Below are 18890 nucleotides of genomic sequence, written 5' to 3'. Positions count from 1 at the left end.
GAATCGGCCTAGCGAGCCGAGATCTGCTCGCTCACCGCGGGAGCGGCGTGGCATGGCCCCGGCTGTCCCGCAAGAGCTCAGAAACGCCGTCTGGACGCGGCAACTCGGATAACCAATCGTAGGCCAATGGCCGGCCACTTAAGAGTGGCCGACCGGGGCGATGGCATAACCCAAGGTCGAAGCGAATAAGGCTGGCCAGTCGCCGTCCCGACTGTGCTGGCGTCCCAGCATATAGAAGTGGGGCGGAATTCTTGGCGTTCCAAATTCGGCTCTGCCGGCTTTTACGATGTTGCATTCTTTATCCTCAACTCATATAGCCATGTTTCTGCAGATTGCTCGAAGGGGTGGTTCTGTTATTGCGCCTTTCTTTCTTTTGTCAGATCGAATCCGGGCCACTCTTTATCGGAGATAATGGTAAAGGCTCGCCGAATGTCGTTGATCTGCGCGCCTGTTCGGGATTGAATTGAACCGAACAAAGGCAGTGCGGCGCGAAAGTGTGTCGCAGAAAGCGGAGGCAGATCATGTCGTACGCGGCTCCTGGCAAGAGCGTTCCCGCCAACGTCCCGGGGGAGAATCTCACGCCGGAAGACATGGCGCGGGTCACGGCGGAAGACTGGGCGGAAATCCGGCGGCTAGCGCGCGGTTACTGCCGTACGGTGGACGCCACGCGGTCCCGTAAGCGAATGGACGGAAGCGCCACGATCGTCAAGCAGGGGCACGCGCCATATGGCACGGACGACGTTTCGGATGACGTCACCCAGGATGCGGTGCTGCTCTTCGCTCAGCGGCTCAGGGACATCTCCGCGTCGTGCCGACAGGCTCCCGAGAGCACGGCGGAGGCCCTCGTGTGGGTCTACGTCCGCCGGGACGGAGGCGAGATGACCATCTCCCGTACGACGCTCCAGAGGTGGGCGGTGCGAGACGCCGCCGCGCGGAACGGCTACCGGGTTGACGTGGCTCCGGACGAGATCGATGCCACGCCCGGTGCGCAGCTCATGCGGCCGGTGCCGCGCGTGGAGAACGCAACGCGGGCGGCTGCGGCCTTCTGCGCCGCTCAGAACAGCGCCATCGTCTTCCGGCAGGCGTTCGGAGACGGTCAGGACTTCCCGGTCCTTCGAGACGTGATGGAGATCGCGGCACAGGCCGATGATCTGGGGCGGGCGGGGATTTTGAGCCAGGTCGCTCAAAAGCGGTACGGCGGCGCTTACGGTTCCCGGCGGGCCGTGATCCGGGCGCGTGACGCCGCACGTGCGGAGTGGAGGGAACTGGCGGAGCGCCTTGACGACGCCAGGGACACGCTGACGTACGGCGACGAATCCCCGGAGGAGTGACCGAGCGATAAGGAAAGGGCCTCAGAGAACCTCTGAGGCCCTTTCCTTATGGTGCGCCAGCGCCGCAGGAATACCGGCGCCGAGTCGCTAAGAAAAAAACCGAGTCGCGGACGGTTGGGCAGCTGCGGCAGCCGTATTTAAGTGAGAGCGAGATTCGCCGGTACGCGCCTGACGCGAACGGCGTTCTTCCACCTCTCCGGTGCTGTTACACGGCTCCAAACGCTGATTGGCCGTGAACAGACAGAACGGCCGGAACGGCCACCGTCTTGCTCGGCGCACACACAAAAGGAAATCTCCGAGCGCGGACGGTTGAGCCGTTCCGGCCACCGTATTTAAGTGAGAGCAAGTTAGCGACCGTTACGCAGCCGCGTGCTGATGACTGGCCCGGCTTGTAACGCGCTCGGGCAATTTCGCCCGTCGAATCTTTCTCGGCCCATGCGGCCGCGTCCGCGTAGCGCAGACGCTGCATCCATCTCGCTCACCCCGGTCATCGGCCGGGGCTTTCTCATGTCTGGAGGATTCCCATGACCGGAGCAACTGAGTTCAGCGACACCATCACCATCAGGAAGCTGGCCGATGTGGTCGCCATCGTGCCGTTCCTGCTCGGGTTCCACCCTTCGCGGAGTCTGGTGGCGGTGGCCATCGACGACGCAAAGGTGAAGGGGGCCATACGTCTGGACCTGACACAGGATCCGGCCGAGATGGCAGAGCGCACGGCGCACCTGGCCAAGGTGCTGGCGCGGAACGACCTCCGGCGGGCGCTGCTGGTGGGCTACGGGCCGGGCTCCGAGGTCACGCCGATCATGGACGCGGCCATGGGAGCCCTTCGCGGGTTCGAGATCGCCATCAGTGAGGCGATACGCGTCGACGACGGGCGTTACTGGTCTTACATCTGCACGGAGGTCACCTGCTGTCCCCCAGAAGGGGTGCCGGTCGACACGTCAAGCAGCGTGCCAGCTGCTGCGGCCGTAGTGGCCGGGCTACGCGTGCTTCCCGACCGGGCAGCCTTGGCCGCGACCCTGGAACCGCCTCAAGGGTTCGATCAGGACCAGGCCAGCAGCATCACGCGAGAGGTGTGCACTCAGGCGAAGAGGGCGAGCAAGACGGGCGGCGACTGGTTCTCGGAGGGGGTGGAGAGGGCCGTCGCTGCGCTGGATCGCGTCCAGAGTGGCGATGATCTGGAAGCTGAGACGGTGGCCTGGCTGGGTCTGTACCTGACCGCGAAGCCCGTACGCGACATGGCCATGACATACATGGATCAGTACGGGGCCGAGACGCATGTGCGCTTGTGGACCGACGTCACCCGCAAGGTTCAGCCCGCGTTCGCCGCCGCTCCCGCGAGCCTCTTGGCCTTCGCGGCGATGTGCCAGGGCAACGGGCCGCTGGCCAGCCTCGCGCTCGACCGGGCGCTGGCGTCGAACCCCCGCTACAGCCTCGCGCTCCTGCTCGTCGAAGGGCTCATGGCAGGAGTGTCGCCGTCTGCGGTGCTCGGCTGCGGCTGGAGCGAACTGGCCGACGCCGTCACGGCTCAGGTGCGGGACCGCCCCTCCGCTGCCTGGCCGCTGATCCCCGAGGGCTGGTGATGCCGTCGTGCGCCGAACCGAAAGGACTTCCATGGACGACTTCAGTGTGAACGATCTGGTGCCCAGGATCGCTGAGCATTTGGACGGGTTCACTTCGCAGACCATCTGGGGAACGCCGTACCTGATCGGACCGTACGGCGCACGACTGGCCGTCCACCCGCTGATGGGGCGGAACGAGTGGATCGTGGTGACGGGGCTCTACCTCGCCGAATCCTCTGACCTGCGACGGCACTCGATCATCGTGGCGACCGCGCGAGGGCCGAGACACATCGCGAAGAAGATCGCCCGCCGGCTCCTGCCGAAGTACCTGCGCGATCTCAAGCGGCACGGGGCCAGAGCAGCCAGGTTCGCCGAACGGAGTGACCTGGTGGAAACCCTGGCGTCTCTTCTGCCTGGCCACGCCGTCACGGAGGTCGAGCAGGCATCCGTCATCCGGTGGCGACTCGGCTCCATGTACGGAGTTTTCGAGCTCCGCGACGACGCCACCAGCATCGAGATCGGCAACGCGGACCGCGAACTCGCCGAACGGGTCGCGTACGCGATCAACCAGCGCGCCACCTGAGCGCGCCAGACCTTCCACCGGGCACCGGCTACGGCCGGTGCCTTTCCCATGTCAACCCGAGAACAGAGGGGAAGACCATCATGTCCCGTGAGTCCCTGGAGTGGCTGAACACGAACACGTTGATCGGCCACACCGACAAGCGCGGTACCGCCTGGCACTACCGGGCGAGCATGCAGGGGGAGGAGCCGAACCATTACCCGGGCCCGATCCCGGTCGACGACGTCAAACGCCGCCTGTTCGGCTGGCAGGCGCTGTCCAGCCCGGTGTACGTGGAGGATCCACGCGGAGGGCTCGCACAGGTGCCCGGACGCCAGGCGATCCTGCGCAGCGACAACGGCCACGTCATGGGGATCTTCTCTGACGGCTACGAACCACACCCGTACGTGGAATGGCTGGTCGGCAACATCTCCCGCCTGCTGGACGCCGATCTGTCGATCGGCTCGGCCGGACTGCTGAAGGGCGGCGCGGTCGCCTGGGTGTCGGTCGAGGTACCCGACAACATCCGAACACCCGAGGGGGTGGAGTTCCGGCCGCACCTGTTCGGGGCGACCTCCTTCGACGGATCCCTGGCCACCACCTTCAAGCGGGCGGTCACCAACATCGTGTGCGACAACACGATGGCCGCCGGGCTCGCCGAACGCGGCCAGCAGGTGAAGATCAAGCACTCCCGGCACTCGAAGTTCCGGCTCACCGAGGCTCGCGACGCCCTGAACATCGTCTACACGCTGGCCGACGCGTTCTCAGAAGCGGTGGCTGACCTCTGCCGGATCTCGGTCAGCCGATGGCAGTGGAACGCTTTCCTGGACGCCCACGTACCGATGCCCGACCAGCCCGGCCGCAGCCGGACCATGGCCGAGAACAAGCGCGACTCTCTGACCAGACTCTGGAACCACGACCTGAGGGTGTCGCCCTGGCAGGGGACCGCGTGGGGTGTGGTCCAGGCGGTCAACACCTACACCCACCACGAACAGCACGTACGCGGCGCCGATCGGGCCGAACGCAACATGCTGCGCGCCGTCACCGGCGGCGTCGACGACCTCGACCGCGACACCCTGCGCACCCTGTCCACGGTGCTGGACCGCTCTCTCGCCACCGCTGTCTGAAAGCCACTGGTCACGTGGTACGGCTCCCGGCCCGTGCCGGGAGCCGTACCGGAAGGAGACACCGTGTTGTGGACCTGCCCCCGCTCAGGGCACTCCCGGACACCTGCTGGCCGTCATGCCCGACGGTCCCGGCCGCGCTCCCGTGAGAAACGACTCCGAAGCACGGAACAGCGCGCCCTCCGCGCCTGGCGGACCAGGCTCCGGGCCGACAACAACGTCTGGGCTGGTGGCCGGCTTCATCGGGCCTCGCTACCAGTGCGCTCTGGAGACTAACGCGTCTCCGGCACCCACGCCCAACCAGATCAAGGAAGGAGGGGGAGCATGACGGTCGGAGATTTGACCATTGCCGGTGGCGGGTGCGTGATGCGCATCATGGCGATCGGGGACAACACGGCGACGCTTGTATCAGCGGCCGAGCCGGGCGGGGAACGCGCGTACGTGGCGACGCGCGCACTGGATTCGATCCCGACCGGTGCGGATGTGATCACATGCTTGGGCTGTCTGCAGGACACCCACCTGTGGACGGACGCGACCTACAGCAACCGCTGGTCCGGGCATCGGGCGCGGCTGATCCGCTGCGCCCGTTGCTACGTGGATCTTCTCTACGTCCATGACGTTGAACTGCACGCCACCAGCACCACCATCCAACCCCACCACCTGCACTCCTCGTAAGCTGGATTGCGTGACGCGCCGCTCGTTCCCGGCGCGGAGGCACGTTCATGCCGGTAGGCATTGACAGAAGCCGAGTTCTGACGCCACACCACCGGAAAGCTTCCGCGAGTTCTGAGCCCGCACCAGGCCGTTTCTGAAACCCTGGCTGGTGCCGCGGAGCACGCCGCGAGCGAGGTGGGTCGGAGGCGACATGAACGAGGCGACCGCGCATTTGCTGTTCGACGTGGTGGAGCGCTTGGAGAACAACATCGTGGCCCTGGAGTGCCCCGCCATGGTCGCCATGGAGGGTAGGAACAAGCTCGTCCTGAGCGATTACGACTACCTTCGCGACACCACGACAGCAGAGGCGTTCGAGGCCAAGGCGGCGGAGAAGGCTCTGGAGATCGACGCCGTCCGTTGGGTGTTGGCCGTTCCGCAAGTGTGGCTGTTCAAGCCGCCGAGCACGATCTCCGTCCGGGCCGTCTCCAACCATCCGCTCCGAGAGGGGGAGCAGGAGGCCATCACCTGGATGAGCTTCGACCGCGACGACGGCGTCGACTACGGACGCGTCGCGTACGTACGTCGCCCGAGTGGAGAGCCCGTGTTCGAGGACCCGGAGATCTTCGACGTCGGCATCCGGCCGGCGGAGACCATGCCCGGATTCGTGCTGCTCCAGCGGTGCCTGGACAAAGAGTGAGGGCCAGTTCTGAGGAACCGGCCCTCGACCAACTTCAAATCTGTGAACAAAGGCAGATCGAGGCCGGCCGCCGCTAGCTTACCGCTTGCTACCGAGCGCTACCAGGATTGGAAGGACGTCCATCTCATCGGGAACTGATTCATCCGATTGTTGATGATCGCGAGAGGGCTTATGCGGGTGAGTGTGCGACTGGGTTGTACACATTGCGCTGATTTGACAATCACGCCTAGCGTGATCGTAAGCGTGGGACCCATATTCGTGTGCTACACCGCGAATTCAGGATGAAAGTGGGGCACCCGCTTCCTGCGCGGCCTCCGCATAGTCGTCGAGGGCTCGCGTCAGGAACGCTGTGGTTGCTTCGGCAAGTTTGCGGTGCTCATCCTCGTTCAGCGTCATCGAGAATTCGTACCCGTCGCGCATGCGGCGTGCCGAACTGGGGGAGCTGAGCCGGATCGATGCCCATGATCGTCCGTGAGCGAACCCCGAACTGGCGCGCCAATGCGCGCGGATCGACTTGGTGTCCAATCCGACGATCTCCGCGGCGCGTTCGATAAGCCCTGAGTAGTACAGCTTGGTCGCAACCTGGTCACCTCGCAGACCTATCGAGTTGGCATGGGAGACGATCTCGGCGGCGCGGATCTTTCCGCTCTTTGCTGGCGGAGTGATGAGGTACCCCGCATCCTCTTCCCACTTGCCTCTGTCGTCCATGTCCTGACGCCATACCCGCAGGGCGCGTTCCCGACGGATATTGCGGCTTCCGCCGTTAAGTACCCAGACTGCGAGGGCGGCTGGCTCCATTGCGCCGCGGAGTAGCGTCCAGGGTGCCGCGTTGGTTACGACGCCTGCCCTCGTCGTCAGAAGATGAAGCGTAAGGATATGGTCGATGGCCGCGCTGATGGCGTGGATGACCACGGTGGATACCTTTCGGCCGTCCATGTTTTGGTCGTCCAGGGCTAGCTGGCTGTGCTCGTCGATATCCCCGAGTCCGAAGCTGACGTTTTCCTGCTGTTCGTCGTCGACGAGTGACGTTGCGACATTGAACAGTGGGTGAAGGTACCCCAAGTCGCCCTGAGACATGTCGTTAGTCCTAAGAGATAGAGGGGACCAATGTTACGTTCCAGGCTAACGGTGACAGTGTCATCTGTTGTACGTTTTTTCGATGTATCGCATGGCCGCGGGCGCACATCTCACGGAGCCGTTGCCAGAAGTCTGGTAACACCATCTAACGAGATCGCCTCGCTGTCGGATCACTCATCGGCCCGTGCCGTGTTCACGGCGGGGCCGGCCAGTAGCCACCATTTTCATGTCGCGGGTCGGACGGCGCCGATGAATCCTAGTTCGCGGTAGGAGTCGCCTGCCCAGGTGTCGATGCGTACGGTGCTGCCGGTGGAAGGGGCGTGGACCATGCGCGTGGCGTCGACGGCGATGCCGACATGGTGGATCGTCGCTGGGCGGGCGGGGTCGTGGGCGAAGAAGATCAGGTCTCCTGGGCGGATCTGGCTTCTGGGGATGCGGGTGCCGGCGTTCCACTGGGTGGAGGTGTGTCCGCCGATGCGGGCCCCGGCCTTGGCCCAGGCGTATTCGGCCAGGCCGGAGCAGTCGAAGCCGCGGATATGAGCCCCGTGTTCGATGCCGTAGCTGGGACCGTTGGGGCCGCCGCCGCCCCAGGAGTACGGGACTCCACGCATGTGAAGTGCGGCGTGTACGGCGATCAGTCCGCGTTGTGGACCGGCGAGTCCCTCAGGAGGCAATTCCATGTCGGGGAGCTGCGCACATGGTCGCACGGAGCTGGGTTCGGGTTGCCTCGCCTGAGGTGGTGATGGGCTGGCTTCGTCGCATATTGCGGCGCTCGTGGTGGCCGCGAAGTGGGCGCCTCCGGCAAGCCCGGCCAGGAGTACGACGCCGCCCATCAGGCCCACAGCTGCAGCGAGGATTGGTGCCAGTCCGGTTTCTGCGATCAACAGCGTGCCCCAAGTTGGGGCCAGTGCTCGGCGAGCTCGGCGAGGCGTTGCCGCTGGTCGCGCCGGTCATGAGGGAGCCAGATCGGACCATGAGGGCTGGAGCCGGCGACCGCGGTGGCGCATGGCACGGAGTTCTGGCCGGCACGCAGCTGAAGACGGTCGTGCAGGGTCCTCTCTCTGCGCGAAGAGCTGGTCAGGAACAGGACAGGCGTCGTGATGCCGGTGGCGGCGGTGAGGGCGGCATAGCCATCCAGTTTGGCCACGACTCGGCCGATGGTTTCGCTGCCGGTGTCGTACTCGAGGAAGAAGTCCACCGTCCGGCCGTTCTCCGTCCATCGAGCGTAGGCATCGGGGCGGACGTGGGTGCCCCATTGGTTGGCGCAGCGGCCTTCTGGCCACCAGGAGTGCAGGTGGCATCCGCTGGTGTGGCGGGCGGTGCCGTACAGGTGGGCGAAGACGTCGTTGGTGCCGACGGTGTGGGCCAGGCGCTGGCTGTAGGCGATGGACAGGACGCGGTCGCGGCGGTAGCCGAATTCGGCCAGTTCGGTGCCGTCCTCGGCGGCCAGCACGACCGCACCAGGCTCGCCGAGCACGTAGTGCCAGGGAGCGGAGCCCACGGGTGGTTTTGGACGGAAGCGGTTCAGGACGCCGATGTGGTGCAGCTTGATCAGGCGGTGGCGTGCGGTGGTCGGGTCGTTGAATGCGATGCGGGCGATCTGGTGGCTGGTCAGGACCTTGTGGGTCCAGACCAGGCGGAGCAGGTGCCGGTCGCGGCTGGTGAGTTTGGTGGCGAGTGAGGCCATGACGGCCGGCGTGTAGTGATCGTTCATGAATCATCTCCTTCGGTGTTGGGTTGTCGCCGCGGGTCGTTGTGCGGCAGGGCTTTGGGACGGGCCGGGATGCGGCCGTGGGCTTGGGCGGCCGCGGCCCGGACGCGTTGCGCGAGCGCGGGGTCCGGGGTGGGGAGCGGGTGGGTGCGCAGGGTGAAGGGCGGGGTTTCGCCGGAACGGACGATGAGGCGGGCGGCGGCTTGGTAGGCCCCGAGGTTGGCCAGGTCATGGCGGGTCAGGTAGGGGCTGAAGTGGTGTTCGCTGTCGCGAGCGTCCTCGGGGGAGAGCGTGAAGTAGATCTTGTTGCGGGCGTCTGAGCTGACGGCCTGAGTGAGGTCGCGCGGGAGCTGGGCCAGGTGCTGGTGGGCGAGCACGATCGACAGGCCGTAGGCGCGGGCTTCGGCGAGCATGTCCGACAGGGCGCGGGGGAGGTTGAGGAAGTTCTGGGTCTCGTCGACGTACAGGGCCGATGGGGCCCGGGTGCGGCCGAGGCGGGCGCGGTGGGAGGCGGCCTGCCAGACCTGGGCGAGCAGGAGCGAGCCGAGCAGGCGGACGGTGTCGTCACCGAGTACGCCTTTGGGTAGTCGGGCGAGCAGAATCTTGCCGTCCAGGACGTCGCCGACGTCGAAGGTGGATTGCGCGGAGCCGAGGATGTCGCGGACGAAGGGACGGAGCAGGAATGCCCGGAGCTTGTTCATGATGGGCGCGGTGACGTGGGATTGAGCCTGCTCGGACAGGCGCTCGTACCAGGTCCAGAACCCGGCCAGAAACGGGTCGTGCAGATGCTCGGTGAGCTGGTGGCGGTAGGCGGGGTCGGTAAGCAGGGCGGGGATGTCGGCGAGGGTTCCGCCGCTGCGGGACAGGGTGAGAGCGCAGCCCCGCAGGATGTCGTCGCTGCGTGGCCCCCACGAGTCGGCGTAGATCTTGTGGAAGATGCCGACCAGGTTGTCCACCAGGGTGTCCTGGTTCGGGCCTGCCAGGACGTTGAGGGCGGGCCGGGAGTGCGGGTCGTCGGGGTCGATGAGGGCGATGCGCTGGCCGGCGTCTTCCGGGATGAGGCCGAGCAGGTCGGCGATGAGGTCACCTTTGGCGTCGATGACGGCGACGCCGCGTCCGGCCTGGATGTCGGAAAGGATCATGTGGGCGAGCAGGGTGCTCTTGCCGGTGCCGTTCGGGCCGAGGATGTGCACGTGGTGGCATGAGTCGGGGACGCGGAGCGCGACCGGCCGCTGGTGGCCGGCGTCCGCGGTGCCGAGCACCTTGCCGTGCTGGGCGACCTGCGGCGTGGGAGCGACCGTGTTGGCTCCGGCCCTTTGCAGGCCGGGGACGGCGGGATCGGTCGGCAGGTGCGCGAGAGCGGCCAGCTCGGGAACCGACAGAAGGAAGCCGCGCCCGAGACGGCGGCACGCGAGCCGGCGTGCGGGGTTGAACAGCCGGTGTCGTTCCAGGCGGTTGTGCCCTGAGTACAGGGCGAACGCGGCGGCGATCGCGTGTGCCCGGCCCCGAGTCGCCTGGCGGCGCAGTGAGGCCGCGCCGCCGTCGTCTGCCTGGACGGCATAGCGAATCGCCACCTCATAGCGGGGGTGAAGGGCTTTGTCGCGGGTGGCGCGGGCCTCGGCGTACTGCTCCAGCCGTACGGCGTGATCCTGTTCCCGCTCCTGGCGGGAATTGACTGGGGCGACGAGATCGAGGACGCCCCGCAGCAGCGCGACGGGGATTCCCGGTCGGGAGAGGCGGCGGCCGGTGGCAGGACGGGCCAGGATCTGTACGGCGGCGTGCTGCCAGGTCGGCATGCCGACTCCGGCGCCGAGCAGGGCGCGAAGGGGGTCGTGGTCGTGGTCGTTCCGGATCGGCAGCCGCTCGCTACGGGCGATCACCAGCCGGCCACCGGTGGCACGTCCGGTCAGGGGCACCGGCGGGTCAGCGTCGATAACGGTCGTACGGGCGGAGGGCCAGGCGGCCTCGACCGCGTGGTCCACCAGGTGCTGGGGGACGGTGCCGGGTACCCACATGCGGATTCGCACACCACCGGCACCGAAGACGTACTCGAAGGTCAGGTGCGGCTGGCCGAACAGGACGCGCTTCCAAGCCGGGCGTAGCAGCCCGAGGAGGTTGCCCCACAGCGCCTCGGCTCCAGGCAGGTCGGCGACCGGCGGGGCCAGGATCTCCAGGCAGCGCGCTCCCCGAACCGCCACGCGATGGCGCAACTGCAGCAGCAAGAACCGGCCCAGTCCGGCTACCAGCACGCTGGCCAGGGCCAAGACCGCTATCTGTGACCCGTGCCTGTTCAGCCATTTCCGTACGAAGTCCAGCAGGGCGTCTGGGTCGTGAAGGAGTTGATGGAGAAGGTCGTGGAGCGTCACAGGTCCTCCTCCTCGTACTGGGCGAGTTCTTGAGGGGAGGAGGTGACGAGCCGGTGTTCGTGGGCGCTGGCCAGTACATGGAAGGCCACGCGGGAGGCACCGGAGTCCGCGGCCAGCAGGCCGGTGCCGCGTTCGGCGGACAGCAGCAGATGACGTTCGCCTTCTGACAGGTTGAAGGCGTCGCTGACCGCGTCGATGGCCTGGGGTGCCTGCCGCAGCAGGATCTGCGTGGCGGAGTTGGCGATGATCGCCTGCCCGATGGGGGAGCCGAGCAGGTCGCCGGCGTCCTGGGTGACCACTGACAGCCCGGCCCAGTGCTTGCGAGCGGCTTTCGCCATCCGGAGCAGGAACTTGGCTCCTTCGGGGTCCTTCATGAGCAGCCACGCCTCGTCGACCACGACCAGTCGCGGACGCCGCTGATCGGGGTGGGACACGCGCCTCCAGACGGCGTCCAGGGTGAGCAGCGTGCCGACGGCCTTCAGTTCCTCGGGCAGATCCCGCAGGGAGAAGACACTCAGGTGTGAATCAGGCCGGGTAGTGGTGTGCCCGTCGAAGAGCCGGCGGTGGCTGCCCGTCACGTAAGGGGCAAGCCCGGCAGCGATCTCGGCGGCTTCAGGGGCAGAGTCTTCGGTAAGCGCGCTTACCAGATCGTGCATGACCGGCGGTGTTCGGTCCCAGGTGCCCGGGTCGAAGGTGATTCCGGCCTGCCGGTACGCGCCCAGGATGGCCCGATCCAGCGCTGCCTTGCCGGCCTTGTCCAGGGGCTCGCCGAGCATGACCGCGATGAGTGTGTGCAGGAACAACACGCGCCGGGTCAGCGCATCCCGGCCCTGGGGCAGATCGAACGGGTTGAGCCGCACGTCAGGGGCGCCCAGATGGAGGTACGCGCCTCCTACCGCCGTACACAGCCGTGCGTACTCGTCTTCGGGGTCGATGACCGCGGCCTCGACCCCGACGTACAGGGAGCGCAGCACCTCCAGCTTGGCCAGGTACGACTTCCCGGCGCCGCTGCTGGCGATGATCGCCGAGTTGTGGTTGGGCTGGGCGAACCGGTCCCAGGTCACCAGGGAGGCGCTGGCCGCATTTGCCCCGTACAGGACAGCGGTCGGCCCCATCGTGGCGGTCAGATCTGGGCTGGTGAACGGGAACGCCGCCGCGAGTGCCGGGGTGTCGAAGGTACGAGTGGCGTTGAGGTTGTCGAAGGCCAGCGGCAACGACGACACCCACCCCTGCAACTGGCGGAAGGCGACTGCGCGGGCGTCCAGGAGCAGAGACGCGGCCAGCGCGCGAACCTGAGCGCACGCCTCGTCCAACTCGACCTGACTGGCCGCGTGAACGGTCAGATAGATCGACACGCGGAACAGCCTGGCTTGCCCCCGCGCGATCCGGGACGCGAGTTCCTGGGCATCCTCGGCGGCCACCTCAGTGCTCGGATCGAGCAGGCGCCCGTGCTGCTGGTCGCTGCGCAGCCCGGATTCCAGGCGGGCCAACTGCTTGCGCAACCGGTCGGCGGCCACCAGTGAGGGGACCGGATCGATGTGGAGTGACACGTCCAGTCGGCCGGGATAGGTGAGCAGCGGCTCCAGCCACCCCGAGGTGACCTCACGTGGGTACCCGTTGACGGCCAGCGTCGCGCACAACCCATCGCCGACCCGCAGATGGGATGGCCGAACAAGGACAGCGTTGGGGCCGAAGCCGCCGTCGGCAGACCTCGCACGTCGGAGCCTCACCGGTGATCTCCTCTCGTGATGACCTCGTCTGGATCGGCGAGCAGGTCGGCGAGCAGAGGCGGCGCGGCCGGGTCGAAGCAGGACGCCAGCACGGCGCTGGTGGCCTCGGCGTTCAGCAGCCGGACGGTGACCCCGCACGTCGGCAACAGGCGCGTGGCCTCCTCCACTCGTCGGAGCGCCCGCGCAGCCGCCGCATCCTGTCCACCGTCGGACGGTTCGCGGACGATGAGCAGGACCTGGCGGCGCAGCAGGTCATGCCGGGCGGAGAGATCGGCCAGGAACGCGGCGTGCTCGTGCGCTGCTGCTGTCAACGCCGGATGAGCAAGAGCGCCGGCGCCCTCCACCAGCTGGTTGATCGTCGGAGCGAGGTCGATGCGCTGGGCGCGCAGCAGGATCTGCGCTGGTCCGGACAGTGAGTTGAGCCAGCGTCCGAACGTCGCCACGAGCGCGTCCTGCTCCTCCGGAGTGCGCAGTGCGAAGCTCACCGTGGAGACCTCCGCCACAGCGGCGACGCCGTCTTGGCCGAGATCGATCAGTCCGTCACCGATCACCCCGCGAGCAGGCAGTCGCAACGGCGCAGGACGGACACCGGTGCGAGCGGCCACCCACGCCGGAGCCGCAGAAGGTCGTTCGGTCGAGGAGGCCAGGGCCTTCGGTGAGATCAGGTGGCGCAGCGCGGCCAGGAGGTAGCGGTACAGCGGGACACCATCGCGCCGCCCGACTGCCAGCAGCAGTCCCGTCACCGCGACCGGCAGAGCTGCGGCAGCGAACACCGGCAGCGCGATGCGCTCCCCGGCGATCAGGTACGCGCCGTAGAGCAAGGCCGCGGTGCCGCCGAGGATCGCCACTTGACGTGCGGTGAACCCCGCGACGATCCGGTCGTCCTGCTCGACATCGGCGGGGATTCGTACGGGCCAGCTCATCTACGTTCACCTCCTGCGTCGCCTGGGCGGATTGCAGGAGGGCGTCGCCGCGATGTGTCGCTCCTGCCGGTGCCGGGATAGACCGGCGGCAGGAACACGGCAGGCGGAACCGGGGGACGGCCAGGAAGGGAAGGACGGTGCTGACCGCCTGGCACCTGGCCTGGTCCAGCAGCGCTGCTGAGCCCGTGTGGTTGCCACGGTCGAGGCCTGGTCTGGTGTGGGCCCGAGACCGGTGGAGCGTAGGAAGCGTGCGTGATCAACGCGGAGCTTCCCCTGGGGTGACGGGCGGTGGTGGGTGGGTGGCTGACCTGGCCTGGCCCTCCGTGCGGAGCCGGCCCATTGGGCGGTTGTGGGCCGCCCGAGCTGGCAGGCCCGCCTGGGCCGAGGGGACCAGGGGGACGGTGCGGTGGCAGCGTCCTTCCGCTGATCGCGTGGGCAGCTCGTACACCTCCAGAGGGCCTGCCGCCGCGCCCGTGAGATCCCCGGCCCAGGTGCAAGGCGTTCAGCACGGGCGTGGTCAGCTTGTAGGCCAGGGCGTACTTGACGATCCGGGTGATCGTCGAGCCACGTCCCGCCGTCTGAGCGAAGATCCGCCGAGACATCCAGCGAGGAATGCGCACCAGAATGATCAACAGGCAGATAGCGAGGACCAGGTTGATGAGCTGGCCCGACGGTACGAGTCCGAGCAGCAGGCGCCCGTCCTGGTTGAAGAAGACCCGTACTGCCATCACCAGCGTCAGAGACTGAGCCACCTGGGCGATCAGCAGTCCGGTGAAGGCGCGCCACCAGAACCGGGCCAGCCCATCGGTGTGTGGAAGCGCGAGGCAGGCCAGCGCCAGCGGCGCGGCCACGACCAGCAGCAGCACCAGCGCCGCACGCATCACGAAGGCGATCAGCAGCAGGATCAGCAGGATGACCGCGACCAGCGCGAGCAGGATGTAGAAGCTCTCGTCCTGCGCCGGAGGCAAGATCATGTGCCGCAGGGTCGTCAACGCGCGCCGGCCGTCGAAGTTCTGGCCCAGCAGCGCCTGTGACAGGGCGTTGGCCAGCTCAATGATCTTGCCGCAGATGGTGAAGCTCGTGTTGGTGGCCAGAGCGGCGACCAGCAGTCGAGGAAGCACCTCTTTGATGGCGTACCGGGTCTGGACCGTCTCGTGCCCCATCGCTGTGATCGCGCCGATGGTGGTCAGCAGGACGAATGAGCTGTTGGCGATGACGGCGCTCGCCTGCCATAGGTCGTAGACCCGTTCGTTGGCGGACACGTCCGGGGTGGAGAGCAGTGTCTCGGCGAGGACCTTCAACATGGGTTCGATCGCCAGCGTCACCAGATTGGCGAACCACGAGTTGATCCAGCCCCCGATCCAGTCGCCGATGCCCAACCCGAACCCGGGAGTCTCGATCGAGACGTCCCCCGGCGGGGTTGGCTCTGGCGTGGCCGATGGCGACGGGGTGGGTGTTGGAGCGACTGCGGCAGCGGGAACTGCCATCGCGGCAATCCAACTGGCAACGACGGCAGCGGCAACGGCTGGTCGGACTATGCTCCGCCGAACGGAAACAGCGGTGGCCGGACGCGGCATCGCGCTCACCCGCCGACGATCCGCTTGAGCACGCTCACGAAGAGCGGCGCCAGCACGGCCAGCGCGTACCCGAAGGCCGCCGCCTTGAGCGCGGCCTTCGCCTTCTGGACCTCGCCCGGGTCGCCACCGGCGATCAGGTAGCGCAGCCCGCCCACGGTCAGCATGAGCGTGGCCAGGGTGGCCAACAGGCCGATCAGCCAGTTGCGCAGACTGGTGAAGACGCTGTTCAGATCTGATGGCACGGCGGCCAGTACGGAGGCTGCCAGCACCTCCGTTGCCACCGCGGCCACCACCAGGGCGGCGATTGCCGCTACAGCAAGGAGCCAGGCGGCAACGGTGGACGGCGGAAACTGCCTGCCTCGGGCGCGGCAGCCGGCCGGTTGCCGCCGCCGGGCTTCACGGCCGCACCGGCCTGCCACTGATGGGTGATTGGGAGAGATCCGCGCGGAGCCAGGGGTGGTGTCCCTGCCTCCCTCCGAGTCGGTTGCCGTGTCTGCATCCGGAGTTTCCTGGCTCCGCGCGGAAGTCATGGGGGAAGTGGGTTCGGGTTCCGGCAGCCTGCTGGCCGGCGAGGCGTCCTGCCGGGTGTGCGGCCTGACGACCAGGCCGCCGTCTCGTAGAGGTACGTCCTGCAGCCGCGTAAGCATGATCAGTTCTGCGTCGAGCTCGCTGAGCGTCCCCTCGGCCACGGCGTCGAGCAGCACCAGGTCGGGGTGGTGCCACGGACGCGCCGCCGGCGGCGACTCGCCCGCCTGCCGCTGCCGCTCGGCCTTGGCGAGAATGTAGCGGCGGGCGCTCTCTCCGGAGCAGCGGGCCGCCTCGCACAGGCGGCGCCGGATGTGGGGCATGCCGGTGTCCACGCGGTGCAGAGCCCGGAGGAAGCCCGCCAGGATCGCGATGTCGACGTCCACGGGGTCTCCGGACGGAAGGTCCCGGGTCAGGGAGAGTGCCGCCCTGCGGAGAGCCGGCATCGCCATGCCCGCGGCGGCGACCGTCCAAGCCGATTCGGACTGCCGGGCACGGGCGATGAGTTCCGTCCAGACGGCGTCCCTGGCCTGCTGGCTGACGTTCTGGCTAGTGAGCAGCACTCGCAGCTCCAACAGCTCGATCGGCCCTCGCGGCAGGCCGGGCCCGAACGCTGTGCAGTCCAGGGACAGGCAGCCGGGGCCGGTGCTCAGCAGACGAAACGAGGTTTCCGCCGTGTCCAAGGGCGATTCGGTGAGGCGATGTGCGCTCATGTCGTGCTCCGATTCGAGAAAGGCTCCCGTGGTCTCGGAAACAGGTCTACGCATCACCTCAGAAACCGCTCGGAAAAGCGTTGGGAATCAGCTCAGAAATTTCTCAGCAGTCAGCACTTCCGAACGCCCGGACAAATTTCTGAGCGGTCCGATCGCCCGCTTCTGAACGGGCTCTGAGCCCGCTGCTTGCCTGGTCGCATGCCTCCAAGGCCGTGTTCGCGGTCCTGGGGGCGTCGCATCCGGAAAATGTGTCCCGACAACAGCGATGGAGAAGTCGAATGACATCTACGCGACCATCGAAAACCGCAGGCTGACAAATCCCGTACGGCTGGCAGACCGGCGCCTGGTCATTTCACCGGTCGCCCTCAAGACGGCGCGGGCATTCACCGCCTGGACGCACCGCCACCCCGTCGCACCCGTCGATGCCGAATTCGTCCTCGGCGTCCGCAACAGCGAGGCGACGTTGGCCGGGGTCGTGTTCGCCGGCCCGCCCACCTCATGGAGGGACGACGACGGGGCCACAGCCGAGATCCTCTGCCTGGCCACCGACGGCACGCCCGGTGCCGAACGGGCGCTGCTGGGCGCTGCCTGGTGGGCGGCCCGGGTCAAGGGCTACCAGCGGATGACCGTCAGCGCCGGCGTACGCGCGGCCGGATTCGCCGCGACCAGAGGCGCCGCCGAGGTGCTGTGGGTGGCGCGGACGGTCGGAGGCTGCCGATGACCGTATTGAGGCAGCCGTACTGGCACGACAGCCAGGCGGCCATCTACCACGGCGACGCGCAGCACGTGCTGTCCAAGATGCTTGCAGGCTCGGCAGACTGCGCGAGCCGCCCTGGAGCGGCGGCATGAAGGCGATGACTCTTCGCGATCTGCAGGATCTGCCACCCACCATCGACCTGATGACCGCTGCCCGTGTCCTTGGAATCGGCCGGTCCAAGGCGTACCAACTCGCCCGTGACGGCGAGTTTCCCGTTCGGATCATCCGCATCGGTGATCTCTATCGGGTCTGCACCGCTGACCTCATGAAGGTCCTCGGGGTGGAAACGGATGAGAGAGTGAGCTGACCTTCGTAATCGCGTTGCACCCTGGGACGCCGACGCCGTCCACGCCTACACCATCGAGCAACTCGACCCGGCGGCGTGCCGATCGTCGACGAACAGGCTTCGAAAAGAAGGGCACCTCGGCCGGAGTGCAACGCCAGCACTCCGGCCCCACCGGCAAGACCGAGAACTGCCAGATCGGCGTCCTTGTGGCCTATGCCACCCGCTGGCAGAGCGCTCATTGACCGTCGGCTCTACCTGCTTGAACATCTCTGGCTGGCAGACCCCGCCCGCTGCGCGCAGGCCGGCATCCCCGCACATGCCGGGGTTCGCCACCAAGCCCGCCCTGGTCACGACAAGATCGTCGCCGCTCTAGAGGCCGGGGTGGAACACCCGCTGGGTGACCCGGGACGAGGTCTACGGCCACCTCCGCATCTGCGCGAGACACCGGAAGAACACCAGATCGGCTACGTACTGGCCATCGCCGCCCATCGCACCTCTTCCTGGACGGGATCAAGCAGGTCACCGCCCAGGTCACCCGAACGGTGGCAGACCGGTACTGGAACCACTACAGGCTCCAGCGCCGACGCCAAGGTACACCGCCTCTACGCCCGGGCCTGGGCTCCTATCGACCCCGGCCCGGCTTGCGGGGCCTTCCCACTGTTATGCACCACGGGCCATCGATCATGAGACCAGGCGCAACCAATCGCCGACTCGCGGCCCTCGGAGTGGTGGCATCCCGCCGCGCAGACGCAGTTGGTCGGCGCAGCGGCCTTGGACGGCGTTGAGGGCGTTCGGCGGTGTGTGGTCGACCAGGTCCCGCAGCCTCACTGTGGCGAAGACGCTGAGCCTTCGTGGGTCGCTCGCATGCTCGCTTAGCAAGGCGCCCGTTGGCCGGCACGGGCCTATTCAGCCAGAGATCGACGGCAGGGCCGTGGCCAGGAGTAGGGGACATGCGATTGTCGATCAAGGACTGGGTCGCGATGCCAGCCAGCCAGCAGCGCCTGGTGGAAGCCACGTTCAAACGGACACGAGATCAAGTGCTTTCTAGTGCCGTCTGGGGTTAGCGGCAGTCACATGATCGGGTTCAAACCACTAACGCCACGCTAACGAACGACCAAGGGCCTGATCGCTGTCTCCAGCGATCAGGCCCTTGACCTGCAACTACAGTGTCGGGGTGGCGGGATTTGAACCCACGACCTCTTCGTCCCGAACGAAGCGCGCTGCCAAGCTGCGCTACACCCCGGTGCACGCCCGTCGTGTGCGTGCTTGAGAAAGTCTAGCGGACTTCCACAGTGCTT

At 67.1% G+C, this 18890-nt stretch carries 17 protein-coding genes, 1 tRNA gene and 1 pseudogene; 10 read left to right on the top strand and 9 right to left on the bottom strand.

Translation table 11 applies throughout. The annotated features are described in order from the left end of the window. The first annotated feature begins 521 nt into the window (after positions 1–521). From ACGFIM_RS16170 to ACGFIM_RS16145, 6 genes are all read left to right on the top strand, one after another. Positions 522–1331: a hypothetical protein gene (locus ACGFIM_RS16170; RefSeq protein WP_393200694.1), complete on the top strand. Its 810-nt coding sequence runs from the start codon at positions 522–524 to the stop codon at positions 1329–1331. Between the two features lie 524 nt (positions 1332–1855). Beyond that, positions 1856–2914: a DUF4192 domain-containing protein gene (locus ACGFIM_RS16165; RefSeq protein WP_393200692.1), complete on the top strand. Its 1059-nt coding sequence runs from the start codon at positions 1856–1858 to the stop codon at positions 2912–2914. A 31-nt stretch (positions 2915–2945) separates the two neighbouring features. Continuing rightward, on the top strand, positions 2946–3476 hold the full coding sequence (locus tag ACGFIM_RS16160; RefSeq protein WP_393200690.1) for a hypothetical protein: 531 nt from the start codon (positions 2946–2948) through the stop codon (positions 3474–3476). 80 nt (positions 3477–3556) lie between these two features. Beyond that, positions 3557–4579: a DUF932 domain-containing protein gene (locus ACGFIM_RS16155; RefSeq protein ID WP_393200688.1), complete on the top strand. Its 1023-nt coding sequence runs from the start codon at positions 3557–3559 to the stop codon at positions 4577–4579. A 321-nt stretch (positions 4580–4900) separates the two neighbouring features. Beyond that, a complete protein-coding gene (locus ACGFIM_RS16150) occupies positions 4901–5251 on the top strand; it encodes a hypothetical protein (RefSeq protein ID WP_393200686.1) in 351 nt (116 codons plus the stop codon). A 190-nt stretch (positions 5252–5441) separates the two neighbouring features. Then, a complete protein-coding gene (locus ACGFIM_RS16145) occupies positions 5442–5927 on the top strand; it encodes a hypothetical protein (RefSeq protein WP_393200684.1) in 486 nt (161 codons plus the stop codon). A 276-nt stretch (positions 5928–6203) separates the two neighbouring features. Here the strand turns inward: ACGFIM_RS16145 and ACGFIM_RS16140 are convergent, their stop codons facing one another. From ACGFIM_RS16140 to ACGFIM_RS16105, 8 genes are all read right to left on the bottom strand, one after another. Further along, complete coding sequence (locus tag ACGFIM_RS16140) at positions 6204–7004, bottom strand: hypothetical protein (RefSeq protein WP_393200682.1); 801 nt, start codon at positions 7002–7004, stop codon at positions 6204–6206. Between the two features lie 224 nt (positions 7005–7228). After that, a complete protein-coding gene (locus tag ACGFIM_RS16135) occupies positions 7229–7615 on the bottom strand; it encodes a C40 family peptidase (RefSeq protein ID WP_393200680.1) in 387 nt (128 codons plus the stop codon). Positions 7616–7884: 269 nt separating this feature from the next. Continuing rightward, entirely contained in the window at positions 7885–8718 is an 834-nt protein-coding gene (locus ACGFIM_RS16130) for a replication-relaxation family protein (protein WP_393200678.1), read from the bottom strand. Continuing rightward, positions 8715–10964 carry a type IV secretory system conjugative DNA transfer family protein gene (locus ACGFIM_RS16125; RefSeq protein ID WP_393200676.1) on the bottom strand — a complete coding sequence of 750 codons (2250 nt, stop codon included), beginning with the start codon at positions 10962–10964 and terminating at the stop codon, positions 8715–8717. The genes ACGFIM_RS16130 and ACGFIM_RS16125 overlap by 4 nt, the downstream gene beginning before the upstream one ends. Positions 10965–11077: 113 nt before the next feature. Then, positions 11078–12811 carry a VirB4 family type IV secretion system protein gene (locus ACGFIM_RS16120; RefSeq protein WP_393200674.1) on the bottom strand — a complete coding sequence of 578 codons (1734 nt, stop codon included), beginning with the start codon at positions 12809–12811 and terminating at the stop codon, positions 11078–11080. After that, the gene (locus ACGFIM_RS16115; RefSeq protein WP_393200672.1) at positions 12808–13734 is read right to left on the bottom strand and encodes a PrgI family protein; all 927 of its coding nucleotides are present in this window, start codon (positions 13732–13734) and stop codon (positions 12808–12810) included. The genes ACGFIM_RS16120 and ACGFIM_RS16115 overlap by 4 nt, the downstream gene beginning before the upstream one ends. Beyond that, positions 13731–15113 (bottom strand): conjugal transfer protein TrbL family protein, encoded by a 1383-nt coding sequence (locus ACGFIM_RS16110; protein WP_393200670.1) that lies wholly within the window; start codon positions 15111–15113, stop codon positions 13731–13733. Before ACGFIM_RS16110 ends, ACGFIM_RS16115 begins: the two co-directional genes overlap by 4 nt. 203 nt (positions 15114–15316) lie before the next feature. Beyond that, complete coding sequence (locus ACGFIM_RS16105; protein ID WP_393200668.1) at positions 15317–16549, bottom strand: hypothetical protein; 1233 nt, start codon at positions 16547–16549, stop codon at positions 15317–15319. Between the two features lie 265 nt (positions 16550–16814). Between ACGFIM_RS16105 and ACGFIM_RS16100 the strand changes: the two genes are divergently transcribed. The 4 genes and pseudogenes from ACGFIM_RS16100 to ACGFIM_RS16085 all read left to right on the top strand — a co-directional run. Next, positions 16815–17270, top strand: coding sequence for an XF1762 family protein (locus tag ACGFIM_RS16100; protein ID WP_393200666.1), 456 nt, complete (start codon positions 16815–16817; stop codon positions 17268–17270). Then, a complete protein-coding gene (locus tag ACGFIM_RS16095; RefSeq protein ID WP_393200664.1) occupies positions 17267–17398 on the top strand; it encodes a hypothetical protein in 132 nt (43 codons plus the stop codon). The genes ACGFIM_RS16100 and ACGFIM_RS16095 overlap by 4 nt, the downstream gene beginning before the upstream one ends. Beyond that, positions 17395–17613, top strand: coding sequence for a helix-turn-helix domain-containing protein (locus ACGFIM_RS16090; protein ID WP_393200662.1), 219 nt, complete (start codon positions 17395–17397; stop codon positions 17611–17613). The genes ACGFIM_RS16095 and ACGFIM_RS16090 overlap by 4 nt, the downstream gene beginning before the upstream one ends. A 92-nt stretch (positions 17614–17705) precedes the next feature. Then, positions 17706–17901 (top strand): annotated as a pseudogene (locus ACGFIM_RS16085) (transposase); the annotation flags it as partial. Positions 17902–18761: 860 nt separating this feature from the next. Here ACGFIM_RS16085 and ACGFIM_RS16080 read toward each other — a convergent pair. Beyond that, a tRNA-Pro gene (locus ACGFIM_RS16080) sits at positions 18762–18835 on the bottom strand. Positions 18836–18890 lie beyond the last annotated feature (55 nt).

It is taken from the genome of Nonomuraea sp. NPDC049309, from assembly GCF_043196965.1.
In the GTDB taxonomy this organism is placed as follows: Bacteria; Actinomycetota; Actinomycetes; order Streptosporangiales; family Streptosporangiaceae; genus Nonomuraea; species Nonomuraea fastidiosa.
The sequence above is the reverse complement of the archived record's forward strand: the minus strand, read 5'-3'. Positions and strand labels throughout refer to the sequence as shown.